The organism is Candidatus Accumulibacter aalborgensis (assembly GCF_900089955.1).
GTDB lineage: Bacteria > Pseudomonadota > Gammaproteobacteria > Burkholderiales > Rhodocyclaceae > Accumulibacter > Accumulibacter aalborgensis.
In genome coordinates, this window is sequence record NZ_FLQX01000094.1 from 41691 (window position 1) to 61326 (window position 19636).

Genomic DNA, 19636 nt, shown 5'->3' on the forward strand with positions numbered 1-19636 from the left:
CGTCGAGCGAAGCGGGCCAGTATAGTCAGCCGTGGCGGCCGGCACTTGATGCCGGTCAATTTCCCGCTGATTTGCCAAGCTCGGTGCGCAACGTACGCAGATACGCCAGGCCGGCAATTGCCCGCGTGCCGTACCAGGAGACCATTTCGCCATCGATCAGAGCACTGGGTGCTGGTGGCAGTTCGCCGGCCAGTTGCCGCCGGCACAGTTCACGCAAGTGTCGTTCACGAAACGTATACGGCTCGCTGGAAAGGAGGACGACATCGACTTCGCGTAGCAGCACCGACAGATCGACCTCCGGGTAGCGGACGAGGCTGTCAACAGGCAGCGTGTCCCAGCCGACGGCAGCCAGCATGCGCGAGATGTAGGTGTCACGGGCGACGCTGAGCCAGGGCTCGCGCCAGATGAGATACAACACCTTCTGCCGCGGCACATCGGCGACCCAGGCACTCACTGCCGCCCATTCACGCTCGAAAGCGAAGCCCTTGGTGCCGCCGAGCTTCGGTATCCGCCGAACCAACTGCCGCGGATGGATGCAGAAGCCGGTGCGGCCGACCACCACCTCGGCCAGCCCGAGGCTGAGCAGCAGTTCGGTGATACTGGGAACCAGCGAGACTACCCGCGGTTTGCCGGCATAGCGGCCATGAGGCTTGCCGAGCGCGTCAGACCATTGCATGATGCGGCCTCCAGTATCGACATAGAACAGGAGAGAGAGATGCTAGCGCAGAAACTTGCCGTCGTGACTGGCGCCGCTCGGGGCCTCGGCCTGGCGGTGGCACGCGATCTCGCGGCCGCCGGCTGCCAGGTGCTGATGGTCGGGCGCGACGGCGACACGATCGAAAACGCCGCCCAGGCGCTGCGGGCTTCCGGCCATGAAGTCCTGCCGCACGTAGCCGACGTCACCGATGCCGGCGCCGTTGCCGCGCTGGCCGCTCGCCTTCGCCGCGAGTTCGGCCGGGCCGACATCCTGGTCAATAACGCCGGCGTCCTGCTCGAACCGAAGGGTTTTGCCGTCCCCCCCGACGGGGCCAGCGTTTTCGCCGTTGATCCCGAACTGGTCGCCGCCACCCATGCCTGCAACGCGCTGGCACCGCTGCGCCTGATTCAGGCAGTGGTCCCGCTGATGCGCGACCATGGCTGGGGCAGAATCGTCAATGTCTCTTCAAGCATGGGACAACTGGCCGAAATGGGCGGTTTCTGGCCCGGCTACCGGATGTCGAAAGCCGCCCTCAACGCGCTGACGCGACTCACCGCCAAGGAACTCGAAGGGAGCGCCATCAAGATAAACTCGGTCTGCCCCGGCTGGTGCCGCACCGGGATGGGTGGCCAGGACGCCACGCGCAGCGCCGACGAGGGTGCACGGGGAATCGTCTGGGCGGCCCTGCTGCCGGAAGACGGCCCCAGTGGCGGCTTTTTTCGCGACGGCAAAGCGATCGACTGGTAACCATCTTGCGTTGGGGTTCCTGCGTCACCCCAACCTACAGCTCGGCAAGGGTACGCCGTGGCTTGCGCGGCGCACCGGCAAACAAGCGATCGTAGAGCGCATTGGGCAGCAGGCGCAGCAACTTGCCGATGATGGCCATTTGCCAGGGAACGACGGTGTAGCTGCTGCCGCGCGCAATCACCCGCGCAAAGCGCCGCGCCGCTTCGTCGGCCGGCATCAGGAAAGGCATCGGGAAGGGGTTGGCCGCGGTCATCGGGGTGCTGATATAGCCGGGACAGAGGGTGACTACCTTCACTCCCGAGTCGTGCATTTCGAGACGCAGGCTCTCGAGATAGCTGATCATGGCAGCCTTGGAAGCACTGTATGCCCCTGCGCCCGGCAAGCCGCGGACGCCGGCCAGCGAGGCGATCCCGACCAGCCGACCGCGACCGGCACTGCGCATGGCGCCGATGAAGGGTGCGAAAGTGGCCACCGTACCAAAGTAGTTGACTTCCATGACGCGACGGATGGCGTCGAGATCCTCGGCACATTCAGTGAGCGTGCCCACCGAAACGCCGGCATTGGCGATTATGATGTCGGGAACGCCAATCCGCGCCATGAAGTCCTCGCTGGCAGCGTGCAAGGCGGCCGCGTCGGTCACATCGAGCGGGTAGCCACTGACTTGTCCTGGCCAACGCGCGGACAGTCCGTGCAAAGGCTCGGCCCGCCGCGCGCAGAGGCCGAGCAGTGCGCCGCGTGCTGCGTAGTGCTCGGCCAGCGCCCAACCGATACCGGATGAGGCACCGGTGATGAAAAGCTTGAGCACCGGCGGCTCCTTGAGCTTCGCAAGCGACGGGTCAGGCGCGGCGCTGAAGGCTACCAATCAGCCCAACTGAAAGTAGTAGAAGTGCTAACCGTCGTCCCCGCGAAGGCGGGGACCCAGAAATGCAAGCACGTCACTGAGGACTACGGCTGCGCCCGACCTCGCCCGACCCCGCCCTGCTGGCGAACGGCGCGGTCGCGTCGCGCCGCAGGCCCCCCGGTCGCCGTCACTTCTTGCTGTGCTCGCTACGCGCCTTGTTGATCACCTGGTCGGCGATCGCGGTCAGCTCGGAAAAACCCTTGGTCTCCTTGCCGGTCACCAGGTACTTGCCATCGATGGCCAGTGCCGGCACGCCCTGAATGCGGTAGGCCTGCGCCATCTGGTCGCCACGCCTGGCCTTGCTGACCACGCCGAAGGAGTTGTAGGCATCGGTAAATTTCTTGCCATCGACCCCTTGCGCGCTCACCCATTCGATGATGCTCTTGTCGTCGTAGAGTCTGATGCCATCCTTATGCAGCGCGATGAACACGGCACCATCGAGCCTCGTCAGGTCGCCGGTGGCTTCCAGGGCATAGTAAAGCCTGGCCAGACTTGCCCACTGCGGGCGGCCAAAAGAAATCGGCACCCGCTTGAAGACCACGTCGCCTGGCAGTGCGGCGGACCACTTGCTGACCGTTGGGTGGAATTCGCTGCAGTGCGGACAGCCGTACGAGAAAAACTCCAGCACTTCCAACTTGGCCGGATTATCGGTCAACTGGGCCGGGACGATCGGCACATAGTCGCGACCAGACACCAGTTCAGCCCGTGCGGGCAGAGCGACCGCCAGCAGCGCCAGCGTAATCGCCACCAAGCAGCCTGTGATACGTCGATACATCGGTATTCTCCTCATGTCAGTCCTTCTTGACCACGTTGGCGTCGATTCCCTGCCTGGCCAGATCGCCGCGCAAGTGATTCACTTCGTCCATCTTGTTGTACGGGCCCAGGCGAACGCGATACCACACCTTGTCCTGCAACATCACCTGCTGAATCCGCGCCTCAGCCCCCATTAACGCCAGTCTTGCTTTCTGGTTGTCAGCCTCACCGGCACTCTGGAACGAGCCTGCCTGCAAGTAGATCGGCTCCTTGAGCGTGGCATCCTTTTCGGCCTTGCCTCTGCTGCTATCTGCCTGCTTGCCCTCGGCCGCTTTGCCGTCGGCCGCTTTGGTCGCCGCGGGCTTGCCTTCCGCGGCCTTGGCTTCCGCCGACTTTGCCTCGCTGGGCTTGACCTCGCTGGGCTTGACCTCGATGGGTTTCGACTCGATGGGCTTGATCTCGATGGGTCTCGACTCGATGGGCTTGATCTCGGCAGGCTTGCTGAGCGCGAGTTTGGCATCGGCGGCCCTGGGATCCTCAGGCTTGGGGTCAGGAATCGCCTCAGCTTTGCCGGGCAGGATCTTGTAGAAGTCGAAGCGCGGCTTCTCCGTGGCGACAGGATCGCCGGGCTTGCCCGGTAGCGCCGCCGGTGCCGAGGCGAGCGGCGGCACCTCGGGGGTGGTCGATGGCGACCCCTTGCCCGCGGTGGGTGGCGGTAGTCTGGGTTGCTGGCCGGTGGTTGTGAACGGAAGCGGCGCCTTGTTGAGATACCAGACCACACCCGCGACGACGAGCATGCCGATGACCAGACCAATGAACAAGCCGAACAGGGTGCCGCCACCCGCCTTCTTGGCGGGTGGCGTCCTGCGGGGTTTGAGGTCAACACTCATGGAAATCCTCTGTCCTTCGCTTACATGGATACCGGGCAACTAACGCCCAGAATCGCCATCCCGTTACGAATCACCTGCCTGACGGCAGCGGCCAGCGCCACGCGCGCCAGCCGTTGCCCGGGGTCGTCGACCAGGATGCGTTGGGCATGGTAGTAGCTGTGAAATTCGGCCGCCAGGTCCCTGAGATAAAAAGCGATCAGGTGTGGCGCCAAGTCAGCCGCGGCCGTTTCGACGACCTCCGGGAACTCGCCCAGCCTGGCCGCCAGCGCGAGGTCTCGCGGACTGTCGAGCCGAGCGAGGTCAGCGGCGACCAGCGTGTCCTGTTCGCCCCCCCACAGTGCCAGCACCTTGCAGACACGGGCGTGCGCGTACTGGCTGTAGTAGACCGGGTTATCGTTCGACTGGCTCTTGGCCAGATCGAGGTCGAAATCGAGGTGCTGGTCCGATTTGCGCAGGACATAGAAGAAACGGCAGGCGTCGTTGCCGACTTCATCGCGCAAGGTGCGCAGCGTCACGAAGTCACCCGAACGGGTAGACATCGACGCCTTCCAGCCCGAGCGATAGAGCACGGCAAACTGCACCAGCGCTACCTCCAGCAGACTGGCATCAAGCCCGAGTGCGCTGACGGCGCCCTTGACGCGGGCAATGTAGCCGTGATGGTCGGCACCCCAGACGTTGATGATGCGCTGGAAACCACGCTCGTACTTGTTGAGGTGGTAGGCGATGTCGGAGGCGAAGTAGGTGTAGATGCCGTTGTCGCGCTGGACGACGCGATCCTTCTCGTCGCCGAAAGCCGTCGACCTGAACCAGCGCGCACCATCCTGCCGGTAGAGATGACCGCCCTTCTCCAGTTGGTCGACGCAACGAGCCACCAGACCTGTGGCGAACAGCGATTGTTCGGAAAACCAGACGTCGAAATGGACGCCGGACTCTTCGAGATCGTTGCGACAGTCGGCCAATTGCTCGGTGAGAACGAAGTCATGCACATAGTGCCAATCCTCGCCGAGCAGGCGCTTGGCGTTGCCGATCAGCGCATCGAGCTGTGTTTCACGCTGTTGCGCCGCTTCTGCATCGCTACGCTCAGGCTCGGGCAAGCCCGGCGTGCCGTCGAGAATATCGGCCGCCGAACGCCGGTAGCGGTCGCCATGCGCTGCCAGCATCTGTCTCGCCATGTCGCGCACGTATTCGCCCTGATAGGCGTTCGGCGGGAAAGGCGCACCCTGGCCACTGGACAACTCCAGATACCGCAGCCAGGTCGACGCGGCGAGGATATCCATCTGACGGCCGGCGTCGTTGACGTAGTATTCGCTGGTCACCTCCCAGCCGGCAAAGGCGAGCAGCTTGCAGAGGCTGCCGCCATAAGCCACACCCCGACCATGACCGACGTGCAGCGGCCCGGTCGGGTTGGCCGAAACGAACTCGACCAGCACCTTTCGCTGGCCGCCGCTGGTCGAACAGCCGAAGCCATCGACCTGGTCGAGGATGTCGCGCACCACTTCGAACTTCGCGGCCGGCGGCAGGTGGAAATTGATGAAACCGGCACCAGCGATCTCGGCCTTGCTGACCAACGCCGAGTACGGCAGCTCCGAGAGCAGCAGTTCCGCCAGTTGCCGAGGATTGCGCTTCATCGATCGCGCCAGTTGCAACGCCAGATTGCACGAAAAATCACCGTGTGAGGCCTGCTTCGGCCGCTCGATATGGATCGTAGTGTCGGCCTCGGCCGGGGCGACACTCAGGAGCGCAGCGCGCATCAGGTCGGCGAGATGGGACTTCAGGGCGTGATTCATCAGGCTGCTTCGACGGGAGGATGGGGTCAAGCCGCTGATTATACGATGTGCGACGCTGGACCGGGCGAACGACGGCACGGCCAAGCCGGTTTCTGTGTAAACTCGCTTCTTTGCCGACCAGAACCCGACCAGAACGTTAGCGCCAGCCGTGCGACTCTTCCGCCTCGCCAAAATCCTGAGTATCGCCAACCGCTACGGCCTCGACGAGATGATCCTCGAAAACGAGCCCAGTGGCCGTTTGGCGGCCCTGGCGCGCGGCCTGCACTTCTGGCGACGCTTCAACACGCCGCCGGCAGTTCGTCTGCGCCAGGCACTGGAATCGCTAGGGCCGATCTTCGTCAAGTTTGGCCAGGTGCTGTCCACCCGTCGCGACTTGTTGCGCACCGACATCGCCGACGAACTTGCCAAGTTGCAGGATCGTGTGCCACCGTTCTCGTCCGCACTTGCGCTGGCACAGATCGCCAAGGCCTATGGTCGACCGGCCAGCGAGGTGTTTGCCGAGTTCGACGCGACGCCGGTGGCCAGTGCGTCGATTGCCCAGGTGCACTTTGCCCGCCTGCGCCCGGAGGATGGCGGCCACGAAGTGGCGGTCAAGATCCTGCGTCCTGACATGCACAGCGTCATCGCCAATGATCTGGCGCTGCTCGATACGCTGGCCGGTCTGCTTGAGAAGGTGTGGTCGGATGGCAAACGGCTGAAACCACGCGAAGTGGTCGGCGAGTTCGCCAAGTACCTCTACGACGAACTTGATCTGATGCGCGAAGCGGCCAACTGCTCGCAGTTGCGGCGCAACTTCAGCAGCTCGCGGTTGCTGCAGGTTCCCGAGGTGTACTGGGATCAATGCACGACGACGGTGATGGTCATGGAGCGCATGCGCGGCATCCCGATCGGTCAGACCGAGGCGCTACTGGCCGCCGGTATCGACCTGCCGGCACTGTCCCGCGCCGGCGTCGAGATCTTCTTTACGCAAGTCTTCCGCGACGGCTTCTTCCATGCCGACATGCACCCCGGCAACATCTTCATCGCCACCGATGCGGCCCACCATGGCAGCTATATTGCGCTCGATTTCGGCATCGTCGGGACGCTGACCGACGCCGACAAGAACTACCTGGCGCAGAACTTTCTTGCCTTCTTCCAGCGCGACTACAAGCGCGTCGCGACGGCGCACATCGAAGCGGGCTGGGCGCCGGCCAATACGCGTGCCGATGAATTCGAGGCCGCGATTCGCGCCGTCTGCGAACCGATCTTCGACCGGCCACTGCACGAAATCTCGTTCGGTCGTGTTCTCCTGCGCCTCTTCCAGACCTCGCGCCGCTTCAACGTAGAGATTCAGCCGCAACTGGTAATGCTGCAGAAAACGCTGCTCAACATCGAAGGCCTGGGCCGCCAGCTCGACCCCAATCTCGACCTGTGGACGACCGCCAAGCCCTTCCTGGAACGTTGGATGAGTGAGCAGGTCGGCCGGCACGCTTTCCGCTTGGGCGTCCTGCAGGAAGCGCCGTACTGGGCACGCACGCTACCGCAGTTGCCCCGCCTGGTGCACCAGGCTCTGGCACAAACCAAGGGGCCGGATCTGGCGCCGCTGCTCGCCGAACTGGCACGCACTCAGCGCCAGCAAGGGCGCTTGCTCGCCCTGATCGCCGCCCTCCTGGCGGCGCTACTGGTCAGTCAGTATCTCTGAACACGGGGCGCCGTAGAATGGTGCGCCCGGAAAAGGCAATCCTGGATGCGGTTCAGGATTGCCTTCAGGTGCAAAACGCCTGCTTTCAGTGAGCGGTCGGCCCGAAGACGTCGTCGAGTTGCGTCGCTTCGATGGCCTGGTCGAACCAGCGCTCTATCTCTTCGAGCGGCGCTGCCGCAACGCGGGCGGTGATCTCGGACGAAATGGCGCCAAAGCGCTTGGCAAACAGACGCTGCAGTGCCAAGGCTTCGCCTTGTTGCAAGCCTTGTTGCAAACCCTTTTCAACCCCGGGGCGTTCGATTGACGATACGTAGCGAATTTTTTTCTCCTCAAGTACATCGATATTCTGCCACAACTCATGTTGAAGATGCTCGGGAAGCCGCATCATCCAGTCGACCACCAGAAACAGGTCGATGATGCGCTGTTTCTCCCAGCCCCGTTGGTAGAGCAACTGGATCAGCTTCCACTTCGCTGCAAAGCGGGCTGCCATGTCCTTGCGTGTCGCTTTGGTCAGGAGATGCGCCAGCGTCACCAGGGCAAAGGGATTGGCCTGCGTTTGCAACTCGCTTTCGCGACCCGCAAAATCCAGGAGTTTGGCTGTTGGAAACTTCAGCGTATGTTCGCAACCCAGCACCTCGAAGCCAAAGGATGTCGGGTGCCAGCCGTCAGATTCGTCAGCGAGTACCGCCATGCTGGCAACCGGGCGGTGGTAGCGGTCGTACAGGCGGTAGTTGTAGACGAACATCCGTTCGCCGAATTCCGCCTGTGGGCTTGCCTGCACTTCGAGGTGAATGTAAATCCAGTCCTCTCCGCCCGAGATACGGCGAACGCGGACCAGCTTATCGACAAAACGCTTGCCGAGTTCGGCATCCTGCACCACTGCGCGCAGTTCCTGATCGAGGAATTTCCTTCGAACGGGCTGGCCAGCGAAATACGTGTCACGCGGCCCAAGTCCTGCCCCAGCACAGGCGCGCCTCGAAGCCGCCGCCTGCCAGGTTCTCGACCTCGAAACGCGCTTCGTGCAGCTCGGCGATCCTTTGGGTGATCGCCAGACCGAGGCCGCTGCCTTCGGCACTTGGCTCGCACCCGCGATAGAAACGTTCGACGAGCCGCGGCAGTTCGTCCGGCGGAACGCCGCGACCGTCGTCGATGACCCCTAGTGACAGCGCGCCGTCGTGCCTGCGTGCGAAGACCGTGATCGTGCTATCGGGTGGCGTATAACGGACGGCATTGTCGAGCAGGTTGCGCAGAGCGATCTGCAGGAGTTCGCCATCACCCCTGACCAGCAAGGGGGAGTCACTGACTTGCAGCCGAATGACTCCCGCCTCGCGCGTCGGCGCGGTATCGGCGACCGCCTGCCGAGCCAGCGCGGTCAGGTCGATCTCGCCCGGATTGGGCAGCCGCGCCAGGGGATCCAGGCGCGCCAGGCGCAGCAGTTGCTCGAGCACGCGTGTGGCGCGATCGGCACCAGCGACGATCTGAGCGAGGGCGTGCTGTCGGTCGTCGGCATTGCCGCTGAGTTGGGCGACCTGGGCCTGAATCTTGACGACGGCCAGCGGCGTGCGCAACTCGTGCGCCGCATCGGCGGTAAACCGTCGTTCGCTTTCCAGCGTGCCGCGCAGCCGGAAAATCAGCCGATTGAGCGCTGCCAGCAGCGGCTGCACTTCGAGCGGCGCGTTGCCGCTAGCCAATGGCTTGAGGTTTTCCGGCGAACGCGAAGCGACCTCGGCGGCGAGGTCATCGAGCGGTTGCAGCCCGCGCCGCACCGAGTAATAGATGAGCAGCAGCAAGACCGGAGACATCAGTGCAATCGGGACGACCGACTGAGTGGCCACCTCGAGCGCCGCGCGGTCGCGCAGGCGAATCGACTGCCCCACCTGCACCCGATAGTCGCCGGATGCCTCGTTCAGCGTGAGCGTGAGCATGCGCCAGCGATGGCCATCGTGCTCGATTACGGTGTAGCCGGGGCTGGCTGACAAGGGCGTGTCGGGAGGATGCTCGGAACGAAGCAGCAGCGAACCGTCGGCACGCCTGATCTGGAACTCGAGCGGCGGGTCATAATGACTCGCCCGGTCGCTGCGCACCGTCGCCAGACGCGTAGCCAGGTCGGCCAGGTGACTCTCGTTGTCGCGCACCAGGGCCAGCAGGAGTCTGGCGGTTTGCGCCAGATGGCCATCCATCAACTCTTCTGCTTCCTGCTGTGCCTTTCGGTAGGTCAACGCGCCGCTCAAGCCGAGACCCAGCAACGCGGCGATGCACACAGTGCTGAGCAGGCGCCAGCGTAGCGATTGCACGCCAGATGACCCCTTGACCATCAGGCAGAGTCGCCGAGCTGATAGCCCAGGCCGCGAACGGTGCGGATGAAGTCGGCGCCGAGTTTCCTGCGCAAATGGTGGACGTACACCTCGACGGTATTGCTGCCCGTTTCTTCGCCCCAGGCGTACAAGCTCTCTTCGAGCTGGCTGCGCGTCCGGATATGCGTCTGGTGACTGAGGAGATCATGCAGCAGGGCATACTCACGGGCCGACAGCGTGACCGGCTTGCCATCGCGCGTCACTCGCTTGGTCGCTGGTTCGAGCACCACGCCGGCATGCTCCAGCGTCGGTGTCGCGGAGCCCCTGGCGCGGCGGATCAGGGCACGCAGACGCGCCTGCAGTTCAAGGAGGTCGAACGGTTTGGTCAGGTAGTCGTCGGCCCCGGCGTCGAGCCCGGCGATCTTGTCGGCGCTACTGTCACGGGCGGTGAGGATCAGCACCGGCAGGTGATTGCCTCGCTGGCGCAAATCCTTGAGGACCGCCACGCCATCACGCTTCGGCAGGCCGAGATCGAGAACGCAGGCCTGATACGCGTGGTCGAGCAGAGCCAGACGCGCGGCTTCGCCGTCGCGCACCCAGTCGACGGCATAATCGGCCAGCTTCAAACCGGCACGAATGCCGTCTCCGAGCAGGGAATCGTCTTCAACCAGTAAAATGCGCAATGATCTGTTCCCTACAGACGGCTACACGTGGTAGCCGTAGCGCTTGAGCAACTGCGCCGTCTCGCACAAGGGCAGGCCCATCACGCCCGTGTAGCTGCCGGCAAGGTGCTCGACGAACATCGCGGCGCGGCCCTGGATACCATACGCGCCGGCCTTGTCCATCGGTTCGCCGCTGGCCACATAGCGACGGATTTCGTCCTCGTCGAGAGCGCGAAAACGCACTTCGCTGATCGACAGGGCCATTTCGACGCGGCCTGCAAAACCGACAGCGACAGCGGTAAGTACGCGATGCGTGCGGCCGGAAAGACGGCGCAGGATGCTCTCGGCATCGACAGCGTCGAGGGGTTTGCCGATCAGTTCGCCGGCCAGATCGAGCGTCGTGTCGGCAGCCAGAACAGGCTGCGCCGGCAGCCGGCGCCAGGCGACGATTCGGCAGCCGTGCTCCGCCTTGTGGCGAGCGACGCGCTCGACGTAGCCAACCGGGTCCTCTCCGGCGAGCGGTGTCTCATCAAGCCCGGGGTCGTCGCGCGGCGAGTCCCGGAAGGCGATGGTATCGAAGCCGATACCCATCTGGGTCAGCAATTCACGCCGACGCGGGCTGCGCGATGCCAGGTACAGGCGTGGCGGTTGCGGGGCAACTGACATTCAGCCCTCGCGATGGTAAGGATGGTGACGGACGATGCTGACCGCGCGATAAAGCTGTTCGCAGAGCAGAAGCCGGGCCAGGGCATGCGGCAGGGTCAGGCTGGACAGGCGGATGGCCTCGTCGGCCTGCTGCTTCAAGGTCTCGTCGACGCCATCAGCGCCGCCGATGACGAAAGCCGTCGCGCCGCCGGCACGCATCCAGTCTTGGAGACGCTCGGCCAGTTTGAGCGTCGACAGATCGATGCCGCACTCGTCAAGAACGACCACACGAGCGTAGCCTTGCAGCGCCACCAGCAGGCGTGCCTTCTCGGCGGCGAGCAGTTGTTCGCGGGTTTTCGAGCCACGCGGTTCCGGCTTGACTTCGACCATCTTCAGCGGTAGCTCGCGCGGCATGCGCTTGATGTACTCGGCACAGCCCTGGGTCACCCATGCGGGTGGCTTGTGGCCGACCGCAAGGATGGCCAGTTTCATTCGTCGCCGATGCTACCGGCCTCGGCGACCGCCCGGCGCACACGCAGCGGACCCTTGCCACCCCACAGTTCTTCGAGGTTGTAATAGCTGCGGATGGCCGGTTGCATGACGTGGACAACGATGTCGCCCAGGTCGACCAGAACCCACTCGCCCACTTCCTCGCCTTCGCAGGAAAGGACGCCGCCACCCGCCGCGCGCACCCTGTCCTGAACGTTGCCGGCCAGCGAGCGGACCTGACGATTCGAGTCGCCACAGGCGATGACCATACGGTCAAAGAGCGGCGTCAATCGACTGGTATTGATGACCTCGATATCACGACCCTTGATGTCTTCGAGTGCTTCGATCACGAGTTTTTCCAGTTGCGGGAGTTTCATCATTGGCAAGTCAGTCTTCCAGATAGAGTTGGTGGTTTCGAATGTGAGCGATCACTTCGTCAGGCAGCAAATAGCGGGGACTACCATCGTGGGCGAGCAAGGAACGAATCTGTGTCGCCGAGATCGCCAAGGGAGTCATGGCAAAAGTGACGATGCGTCCCGCCGGCGACTCGGCCAGTGTCGTCGAACGCTCGCAGAAGCGCGCATCGTAACAGGTCGCCAGCCCGGCCGGCAGGCCAGCACGGTCAATCGGGAAACCTGGGCGATGGGCGATGGCCAGATGCGCCAGATCGAACAGCGACTGCCAGCGGTACCAGCCAGGCAAACCGGCGAAGGCATCGGCGCCGAGCAGCACGACCAGCGACCGTTGCGCACCACACGCATCAGCCCGCCGCAGACGCTCCAGGGTGAGCACGGTGTAACTTGGCCGCGCCCCTTCGACTTCGGAGGCATCGACTTCGGCGGCATCAACGGCAAAGCGCGGGTTATTGGCAATCGCCAGGCGGACCATCGCCAGGCGTTGCCGTGCAGTCACCTGCGGCGCGCCGCGCAACGCCGGTTGGCCGGCCGGAATCCAGCGCACGCCGGCCAGGTCGAGCTGGTCGGCGGCTTCTTCGGCGAGGCGCAGGTGGCCGAGATGGACCGGGTCGAAGGTGCCGCCAAAAATCCCCAGCGGCCGGTCACCTGATCGATCAGGCATCGTTTTCGGTAGCGACGAAAACATCCCGGTAGCTGACGTAGAAACTCGCAAACAGCGTTGGCGCGAGAACGAGAATGATCGACACGGAGAGCAGGACCGTCAGCAGCGCTGCACCGTCGGGCAGCAGGGCCACGAGCAGGCCGACGAACAGTGCCGGCAACACGGTGGCGACGAGCAGCATGGCCATGGAGTAGACCAGAAACGCCCGCCAGTTTCGGGCGCAGGCGACGAAGCTGAAAAACAGCGCCTTGGCTGGCGAGAATCCGTGCCAACCGGCGAGCACCGGCGCGTACCAGTAGGCCATGATCAGCGGGCACAGAAGAAACAGTGCGATCTGGGTGGCGAGCAGCAGACTGCCACTGGCCAGGGCTTCCTCATCCGGCTTCTGGCCGGCGAGCAGCATCTGCATCAGCGCGCCGTCATCGGCAAGTGCCGAAACGGCAAGGATGCCGACGGTCGCCGCCAGGTAGATTCCACCCAGGATGAGCAGCGAGCGCAAGTTGCTGCGAAAGCCCGAGAACAGAAGAGGCGCACCAAGGGGGGCTCCCGACTCGATGTTGCGGCAGGCATTCATCAGGCTGACGGAAAAAGCGGGGATGCACAGTGTGCTGGCGATGGGGCCAATGAGCGGGATGACATTCACCAGAGCCATCAAGATCCAGTAGCTGATGATCAGGAGGGTCAGCATCAGGTGATTGCGGCGAAAGATCCGGAAGCCGTCGATCAGCCAGCGCCAGCCGCACGCGGCGGGAAGAGTCAGTACTTGCATGTCGTGATGTAGTGATGTAGTGATGGAGGCTCAGTCGGCGATGAAAATGTCGCGATAGGAAGCATATACGGAGCCGGCCAGCACGGGTCCAAGGACCAGGAATCCCAGCCCGGCGGGCAGCGCAGCGAAGAAACACAACACCATGCTGATCAGACCGTACACCAGAAAAACAACGACATTCCTGAGGCAAGCGTTGAAGCTGGCCTTGAGGGCGTCGACTGCTGGCATCTGGTTGAACAGGACCAGCGCCGGGGCAAACCAGATGGCCATCACGATCGGCACAGACAACAGCATGCCGAGCAGACCGGCCATGAAGATACTGCTCAGGGCGACGCCGACGCCGACCGGGTTAGCCATCATCAGACCACCCGCCAGACCGCCGCCGGCGAGCAGAAAGACCAGCAGGCCGACGATCAGCATGGCCAGCATGTACAGCACGCCCAGCGTCGCCAGGGCACCTGTACTGCGCTGGAAGCCGGCGAAAAGGTCGCTGATTTCGAGCGTTTTCTCATGCGCCACCTTCTGGCAGGCGAGCAACATGCCGGCAGCCAGCAGTGGAGTGAGCACAAAGGCCGCGAGGTGACCGATCAAGGGGACGATCGACAGAGCGAGGTAGATGACGATCAGGATGACCATCATCGCAATCCAGGCACCCGGATTGACGATGAAGATTGCCCAGCCCTGGCGCAGCCAGTCGAGAGCGTTACCGGCCTCGACGCTGCGGCTGGCGCCGTTGAAGCGCGGCGCAGGAATAGGGAAGGATTCCACGGGAGGGATAGGTTCCATAGGGAGAAAGAATTCCAGGTCGAAAGGTTGCGCGACGACGCCGCTGTTCAAGGGAGGGTGAGCAGAGACTGACCACCCGCGGCGCAGGTGACGACCTGGCTGGCGCCCGTCGCGCGGCGAGCCAGGAGGATCGTTCGGTAGGCGTCGGGATCGCGTTGGACAACGAGGTCGCCCGGCCGCGGCAGATGAAGATCGTGCAGCCGTGAGAGCCAGAAACGCAAAGCCGCTGCGCGCAACATCGTCGGCCATGCCAGCCGTTCGCTGTCCAGGAACGGTCGGCGAGTAGCGTAGGCGGCCAGCAGTGCTCGATTGCGCTCGCTGTCACGGGCACCGGCGGGCGTCGTGCACCAGTCGTTGACCGTCACGGCCAGATCGAAAAGCAGATCGTCGACACCGGCAAAATAGAAGTCGAGCAAGCCGCTGACGCGATCACCCGCAAACAGCACGTTATCGCGAAAGAGGTCGGCGTGAATCACCCCGCGCGGCAGGTCGTCGGGCCGAAACTGTTGCTGGTGGCGCAGCTCGTCGCGCAGCAGTGCGGCATCGTCTGTATTCAGGTGCGGCTCGATCTGCGCGGCGACGCCGATACACCATGCCGTATCGCGTTGATGAGCCAGAGCGCCCCGGTACGACTGTGCGCTGCGGTGCAAGTCGGCCAGCATGGCGCCAATCGCCGCGCATTGCGCCAGGTTCGGCGAGCTTTCAGAGCGACCAGGCAAGCGGCTGACGATCACCGCCGGTTTGCCGCAGAGGTCGGTAATGAACGCATTGTGGCGGTTGGCGACGGGTTCCGGGCAGGGTATGCCACGGGCAGCCAGATGGGCCATCAGTTGAATGTAGAGAGGGACTTCATCGCGCGCCACCTGCTCGAAAATGGTCAGCACGTAGTGGCCAAGCGTAGTGGTCAGAAAGAAATTGGAGTTTTGCACCCCTTCGGCAATGCCTTCCAACGTCTCCAGTGTCCCCAGCGCATAGTCCTCGAGCCAGGCTGCCGCCTGCTCGGCGCTCAGTTGGGTGAACACCGACATGGCAGCCCGACACGGCTTGCAGGCGAATCACAACTGATCAGGATGGCCGTTCTCAGAAGGTGCCGATAACCCATTGCGGGACACTGACATCGGGAGTGCCCATCGTATCCTGCGTGAAGTTGCCGTCGCCCTGGCGATCGATCAGGTAGTAGGGGACACCGTGTTCCGGGGTCACCTTGATCTTGTACAGCTTGCCGTTGAGCCGGTGTTCCTCGACGGTATCCCCTTCGCGTTTCTTGATCGTCACCTCGGGTTCAAGGGCGGCATCGAAGGGAGCCATTTCCGGCGGCGGTGGCGGGACTGCCGGCAGCGGCTGCATGTCCGTCCGGCTCTGCGCAAGGACCAGCGCGGCAGGCAGAGCCAGGAGTGTCAGGAGTGCCAAGCGTGCGAGGCGTACTTTGGTACAACGCATGAGGAAGCTCCCGGGTAGTCAAGCAGTGGATATCAGCAATCAGTCTGGATTGTAGTACAGATTGACCAAGCTGATCGTCCCGGCGATTCTCGTCAGCCACCGATCCGCAGGCCTGTCTTCTTGAGTATCCGGGTCGAAAACAGAACATCGTACGAACGGCAATCGCTGCCAAGGAGTCCGGCGATCTCCGCCACCTTGGCCAAAACCTCTGCCCGCGAACTGCCGTGCACCATCGCAAACAGGTTGTACGGCCACTCCGGGGGCTGACGCGGCCGGTGGTAGCAGTGAGTCACGAAGTCTAGCCCGCCGACGCTGGCACCGAGTGCATCGACGCGGGCATCCGGCACATCCCAGACGCTCATCCCGTTGGCGGTGTAGCCGATCGCGTAGTGGTTGGGGACCGCGCCGATGCGGCGAATGACGCCATTCTCGAGCATGCGGGTCAGCCGGGAAAGCACTTCTTCCGGCGCCATGCCGAGTTGCTCGGCAAGCTGGTGGTAAGGCCGAGACACCAGCGGCAGGCCGCTCTGGGTCGCCAGCACCAGACGGCGATCGACGGCATCGACGGCGGCTTTCATGCGCGCACCGAAAGTTTCATTTCAACGAAGTACTCGCTCAGCTTGGGGAAGGAGAAGACCGGCAAGCCACTGGCCTCTTCGATCCTGCGGATGACGGCCGGGATGCCATCGGTGGTTTCTGTGGCCAGCACGAACCACATGTTGAAGCGGCAGTTGCGGTCACTCTCGCGCCGGTAGTTGTGGGCCACCTCCGGAAACGAGTTGACCACCTCGACCGACCGCTGCCAGCCGGCTTCGGGAACGCACATCGCCGCCAGAACGAAGGCGCCGCCCATCCGCTCGACCTGGAACAGCGGACCAAAACGGGTCAGCACACGGGTAGCGAGCAGCCGCCGCAGGCGCCCGAGCAACTGCTCCTCGGTGATGCCAAGCCCGCTGGCGACTTGGGCGTAAGGCCGCTCGCAAATCGGAAAACCACCCTGCAGGCCGTCGATGATCGCGCGATCAACGGTGTCAATAGCGTCAATGGCGTCGAAGCGCGCCGTCTCATGCATAACGAGCGCCACTTTGCTTGAAACGGGTAAGCGAAAACAGGATCGCGTGGGCGTAGTCACCCAAATGCAGGCGGGCTCGCAACTCGGCAATCCTGGCGCCCACTTCTGCCCGCGCGTGACCATGGATCATGCAGAACAGGTTGTAGGGCCAGTCCGGCTCGACACGCGGTCGCTGATAGCACAACGAGACCCCCGCTTCGCGCGCCAGACGCTCGCCGATGTCACCGACGACTTCATCGGGAACGTCGTGTACCAACATGGCATTGGCCGTGTAGCCGAGTTCGTGATGCCTGACGATCACCCCGAAGCGCTTGATGATGCCTTCGTCACACCAGCGACGGATACGCCCGAGTACTTCGCTCTCGTCGCAGCCGACCCGACTGGCGAGCACCGAAAACGGACGAATGAACAGCGGCAAGCCCTCCTGCAGGGCCATTACCAGACGCCGCTCGAACTCGTCGAGGGGCTTCGGCGGAACGAAAGCCTGCCTGCGCACGCGGCTGGGCGTCGGCTTTTCACCCTTGCCATCGAGCGAAAATCCCAGGTCGATATGGTATTCCTGAAGCAGGGGCAAGCGAAGGAGCGGGTAGCCGGCCGCCTGAACGATGGCACCCAGCGCGGCCTGCAGCCGCCCTTCGGATCCGGCGGTGGCGACGAACCACAGGTTGTAGCGGTGCTCGCGCTCGTAATTGTGGTTCACCTCGGGAAAACGATTGACCGCCTCGGCCACTCCAGCAAGCTTGTCCGGCGGTACCGCCATCGCCGCCAGCGTGCTGGCGCCAATGCGTTTGGGGGCAAAGACCGCGCCGACGCGGGCCACCTTGCCTTCCCGGCGCAGCGCCTCGAGGACCCGCAAGACGGCGCTTTCAGCGACGCCAAGGCGGGTCGCCAACTCGGCAAAGGGTGCAGAACAGAGCGGGAAGTCCCGCTGGAAATCGTTGAGCAAACGGAAGTCGAGCACCTCGTCAATCATCTCGGTCAAAATCCCGTCCGGCCGGCCCGGCTGGTGAAGAAGATGCCGCTCGGCGCCTGCGCGGCGAACTCGCCGACCTTGGCGAAGCTGGCCGTATCATAGATCAGCACCTTGTTGTCGTCACGGGCGGAGATCCAGACCTGTTCGCCGCGCGGCGTGAACTCCATGTGCAGGATGGCCTTCCCGGGTGCGAGCGTGTGCACCACCTTCCCGCTCAGCGTGTCGATCACCTCGACCCATCCATTGTCAGGAAACGCATAATTGACCCACACCTGGCGTCCGTCCGGCCGTGCAATGACGAACACCGGCTGGCCTTTGACCTTGATCCGGCCAACTTCCCGCCAGTTGCTTGCCGAGACGACCAACACCTCGTGCCGGCCAACCGCCGGCAGATAGGCATTGCCCTGCGCCATCGACCAGCCGCGCAGGTGAGGCATCTTGAAGACCGGCAGCTTCTCCTCACCGCGCCCGTAGTTCGCGAGAATCCGGCGCGTGCCCTGCTCCGCTTGCCAGGTATCGAGCAAAGCGACGCCATCCTCACCAAACAACCCGGCCAGATAGTAACGCCCATCGGGCGTCACCAGTCCGTCATAGGGCTGCAGGCCGGCGGGATAGCGCTTCGTCTGGGGCCGCCGGGGGTCGGAAAAGTCGGTCACCCAGATTTCGCCGCCATCGAAGAGCGCATAGGCGAAGCGGTTGCCGGACAGGTCGGCCAGACCGACGACCTTGGAAAAGCTCCCCGGCGCGTATTCTGCCGGCACTTCGGACAGCAGTTCAAGGGTGTCGGCAGCGAAGGCCTTGATGCCGCCCGGAGTGTAGTTCTGGACGACGACAATGCGGCCATCCTGCGAAATCGAACCGCCTATGGCATTACCTGACTGCAGCACGCGCCTGACGATTCGCGCCTCGAGTAGATCGACTTTCGTCAGTCCGCCGTCACGACCGAAAACGTAAGCGTAGCGGCCATCCCGCGAATAGACCACCGAGGCATGCGACAGGTCACCGAAGCCGTCAATGCGTGCATAGGGTTCGCGCCGACTGGTGTCGACCAGGGTCACCTGTCCGCTGGCGCGCTCGATGACCAGACCCAGGTCGCCAGTTCCGCGCAGAGCGGGCGCCGCACAGCCAGTGAGCAGGACAATGCACAGCAGGGCCAGCAATCTAGTCACGATCATCACTCCAATGGCGCCGCTGGCACACAAACCAGGAACGGTGCCAGCTCGGCACCAGTCATTATCACCACACTGGTCACCGTCTCGCAAGCGGGAAGAAAGTTGGCGCCAGGAGCGTGGGCCGGCTGGTGTCGTGCCCGAAGGTCTTTTGGTCGACTGGCGGCCCGTTTTTTTACCCGGCGAGGCGTCGGTGCACAGCTTGCCCAGCAAATGGCGCAGCCGGGCGATAATCAAGCTTCTCCGTGCCATCGGCCGCCACCACACTGACGTGATGATCAAAACCCTGCTGCTCGACGCAGCCATCCTGCTTGGACTCGCCATACTCGGCGTCATCGGCTACAAGCTGGCGCCGCTGCTCGACGCGAAGACCGACCTTACCCTGCCGCTGTCGACCTGCAACCTCGGCCGGCAGGCCTGCGCAACGACGCTGCCCGATGGGGGCCAGGTCGAATTCTCGATCGAACCGCGGCCAATCCCCACGCTCAAGCAACTCCAGTTGCAGGCGACCTTCAGCGGCGTGGAAGTGCGCGGGGTGGCCGTTGATCTCGCCGGTGCCGAGATGCAGATGGGCTACAACCGACCGCAACTGGAGCGTCAGCCGGGCGGCGGCGAGCGCTTCACCGGCCAGGCCAGCCTGCCGGTGTGCATTACCGGCAACATGGTCTGGAACATCACGGTGATCGTCGATACCGGCAAAACCGTTCTCGCGCTGCCTTTCCGCTTGGTGACCGGCGACCGATCCGCCACTGATCGACGGCCTGACTGACGTGCTTTTGTAGCATAATCGCCGACAAATGTGCG

General features: G+C 63.6%; 23 protein-coding genes. 3 read left to right on the forward strand and 20 right to left on the reverse strand.

Annotation, left to right across the window (positions count from 1 at the left end):
• Positions 1–55 precede the first annotated feature (55 nt).
• Complete coding sequence (locus ACCAA_RS05650; RefSeq protein ID WP_186406251.1) at positions 56–676, reverse strand: helical backbone metal receptor; 621 nt, start codon at positions 674–676, stop codon at positions 56–58.
• Positions 677–715: 39 nt separating this feature from the next.
• Between ACCAA_RS05650 and ACCAA_RS05655 the strand changes: the two genes are divergently transcribed.
• Positions 716–1444, forward strand: coding sequence for an SDR family NAD(P)-dependent oxidoreductase (locus ACCAA_RS05655; RefSeq protein WP_186406252.1), 729 nt, complete (start codon positions 716–718; stop codon positions 1442–1444).
• Between the two features lie 34 nt (positions 1445–1478).
• Here ACCAA_RS05655 and ACCAA_RS05660 read toward each other — a convergent pair whose 3' ends face one another.
• The 4 genes from ACCAA_RS05660 to argS form a co-directional block, all read right to left on the reverse strand.
• The gene (locus ACCAA_RS05660; protein ID WP_245754458.1) at positions 1479–2249 is read right to left on the reverse strand and encodes an SDR family oxidoreductase; all 771 of its coding nucleotides are present in this window, start codon (positions 2247–2249) and stop codon (positions 1479–1481) included.
• 223 nt (positions 2250–2472) lie between these two features.
• On the reverse strand, positions 2473–3120 hold the full coding sequence (locus ACCAA_RS05665; protein ID WP_186406253.1) for a thiol:disulfide interchange protein DsbA/DsbL: 648 nt from the start codon (positions 3118–3120) through the stop codon (positions 2473–2475).
• Positions 3121–3136: 16 nt separating this feature from the next.
• The gene (locus ACCAA_RS05670) at positions 3137–3988 is read right to left on the reverse strand and encodes an SPOR domain-containing protein (protein ID WP_186406254.1); all 852 of its coding nucleotides are present in this window, start codon (positions 3986–3988) and stop codon (positions 3137–3139) included.
• Between the two features lie 20 nt (positions 3989–4008).
• Positions 4009–5775: an arginine--tRNA ligase gene (gene argS / locus ACCAA_RS05675; RefSeq protein WP_186406255.1), complete on the reverse strand. Its 1767-nt coding sequence runs from the start codon at positions 5773–5775 to the stop codon at positions 4009–4011.
• Positions 5776–5923: 148 nt separating this feature from the next.
• Between argS and ubiB the strand changes: the two genes are divergently transcribed.
• Positions 5924–7456 carry a ubiquinone biosynthesis regulatory protein kinase UbiB gene (gene ubiB / locus ACCAA_RS05680; protein ID WP_186406256.1) on the forward strand — a complete coding sequence of 511 codons (1533 nt, stop codon included), beginning with the start codon at positions 5924–5926 and terminating at the stop codon, positions 7454–7456.
• A gap of 85 nt (positions 7457–7541) precedes the next feature.
• Here ubiB and ACCAA_RS05685 read toward each other — a convergent pair whose 3' ends face one another.
• From ACCAA_RS05685 to ACCAA_RS05755, 15 genes are all read right to left on the reverse strand, one after another.
• Complete coding sequence (locus tag ACCAA_RS05685) at positions 7542–8336, reverse strand: RpnC/YadD family protein (protein ID WP_186406257.1); 795 nt, start codon at positions 8334–8336, stop codon at positions 7542–7544.
• A gap of 58 nt (positions 8337–8394) precedes the next feature.
• Positions 8395–9750, reverse strand: coding sequence for an ATP-binding protein (locus ACCAA_RS05690; RefSeq protein ID WP_245754459.1), 1356 nt, complete (start codon positions 9748–9750; stop codon positions 8395–8397).
• 20 nt (positions 9751–9770) lie between these two features.
• The gene (locus ACCAA_RS05695) at positions 9771–10433 is read right to left on the reverse strand and encodes a response regulator (protein ID WP_186406259.1); all 663 of its coding nucleotides are present in this window, start codon (positions 10431–10433) and stop codon (positions 9771–9773) included.
• A 21-nt stretch (positions 10434–10454) separates the two neighbouring features.
• On the reverse strand, positions 10455–11078 hold the full coding sequence (locus tag ACCAA_RS05700; protein WP_186406260.1) for a Maf family protein: 624 nt from the start codon (positions 11076–11078) through the stop codon (positions 10455–10457).
• On the reverse strand, positions 11079–11549 hold the full coding sequence (gene rlmH, locus ACCAA_RS05705; protein ID WP_186406261.1) for a 23S rRNA (pseudouridine(1915)-N(3))-methyltransferase RlmH: 471 nt from the start codon (positions 11547–11549) through the stop codon (positions 11079–11081).
• Complete coding sequence (gene rsfS, locus ACCAA_RS05710) at positions 11546–11923, reverse strand: ribosome silencing factor (RefSeq protein WP_186406412.1); 378 nt, start codon at positions 11921–11923, stop codon at positions 11546–11548. The genes rlmH and rsfS overlap by 4 nt, the downstream gene beginning before the upstream one ends.
• 10 nt (positions 11924–11933) lie before the next feature.
• Complete coding sequence (gene nadD / locus ACCAA_RS05715) at positions 11934–12623, reverse strand: nicotinate-nucleotide adenylyltransferase (protein ID WP_186406262.1); 690 nt, start codon at positions 12621–12623, stop codon at positions 11934–11936.
• Positions 12616–13392, reverse strand: coding sequence for a BPSS1780 family membrane protein (locus ACCAA_RS05720; protein ID WP_186406263.1), 777 nt, complete (start codon positions 13390–13392; stop codon positions 12616–12618). Before ACCAA_RS05720 ends, nadD begins: the two co-directional genes overlap by 8 nt.
• A 30-nt stretch (positions 13393–13422) precedes the next feature.
• Positions 13423–14160, reverse strand: a complete 738-nt coding sequence (locus ACCAA_RS05725) for a BPSS1780 family membrane protein (RefSeq protein ID WP_245754460.1) — start codon at positions 14158–14160, stop codon at positions 13423–13425.
• A 65-nt stretch (positions 14161–14225) separates the two neighbouring features.
• Positions 14226–15206, reverse strand: a complete 981-nt coding sequence (locus tag ACCAA_RS05730) for a homoserine kinase (protein ID WP_186406265.1) — start codon at positions 15204–15206, stop codon at positions 14226–14228.
• 52 nt (positions 15207–15258) lie between these two features.
• On the reverse strand, positions 15259–15618 hold the full coding sequence (locus ACCAA_RS05735) for a DUF2782 domain-containing protein (protein WP_186406266.1): 360 nt from the start codon (positions 15616–15618) through the stop codon (positions 15259–15261).
• A gap of 92 nt (positions 15619–15710) precedes the next feature.
• A complete protein-coding gene (ahbB, locus tag ACCAA_RS05740; protein ID WP_186406267.1) occupies positions 15711–16196 on the reverse strand; it encodes a siroheme decarboxylase subunit beta in 486 nt (161 codons plus the stop codon).
• Positions 16193–16690 carry an Lrp/AsnC family transcriptional regulator gene (locus ACCAA_RS05745; RefSeq protein ID WP_186406268.1) on the reverse strand — a complete coding sequence of 166 codons (498 nt, stop codon included), beginning with the start codon at positions 16688–16690 and terminating at the stop codon, positions 16193–16195. The genes ahbB (ACCAA_RS05740) and ACCAA_RS05745 overlap by 4 nt, the downstream gene beginning before the upstream one ends.
• On the reverse strand, positions 16683–17663 hold the full coding sequence (ahbB, locus tag ACCAA_RS05750) for a siroheme decarboxylase subunit beta (RefSeq protein WP_186406413.1): 981 nt from the start codon (positions 17661–17663) through the stop codon (positions 16683–16685). Before ahbB (ACCAA_RS05750) ends, ACCAA_RS05745 begins: the two co-directional genes overlap by 8 nt.
• A 5-nt stretch (positions 17664–17668) precedes the next feature.
• On the reverse strand, positions 17669–18838 hold the full coding sequence (locus tag ACCAA_RS05755) for a cytochrome D1 domain-containing protein (RefSeq protein WP_186406414.1): 1170 nt from the start codon (positions 18836–18838) through the stop codon (positions 17669–17671).
• Between the two features lie 268 nt (positions 18839–19106).
• Between ACCAA_RS05755 and ACCAA_RS05760 the strand changes: the two genes are divergently transcribed.
• Positions 19107–19601 carry a hypothetical protein gene (locus ACCAA_RS05760; protein WP_245754468.1) on the forward strand — a complete coding sequence of 165 codons (495 nt, stop codon included), beginning with the start codon at positions 19107–19109 and terminating at the stop codon, positions 19599–19601.
• Positions 19602–19636: the final 35 nt, after the last annotated feature.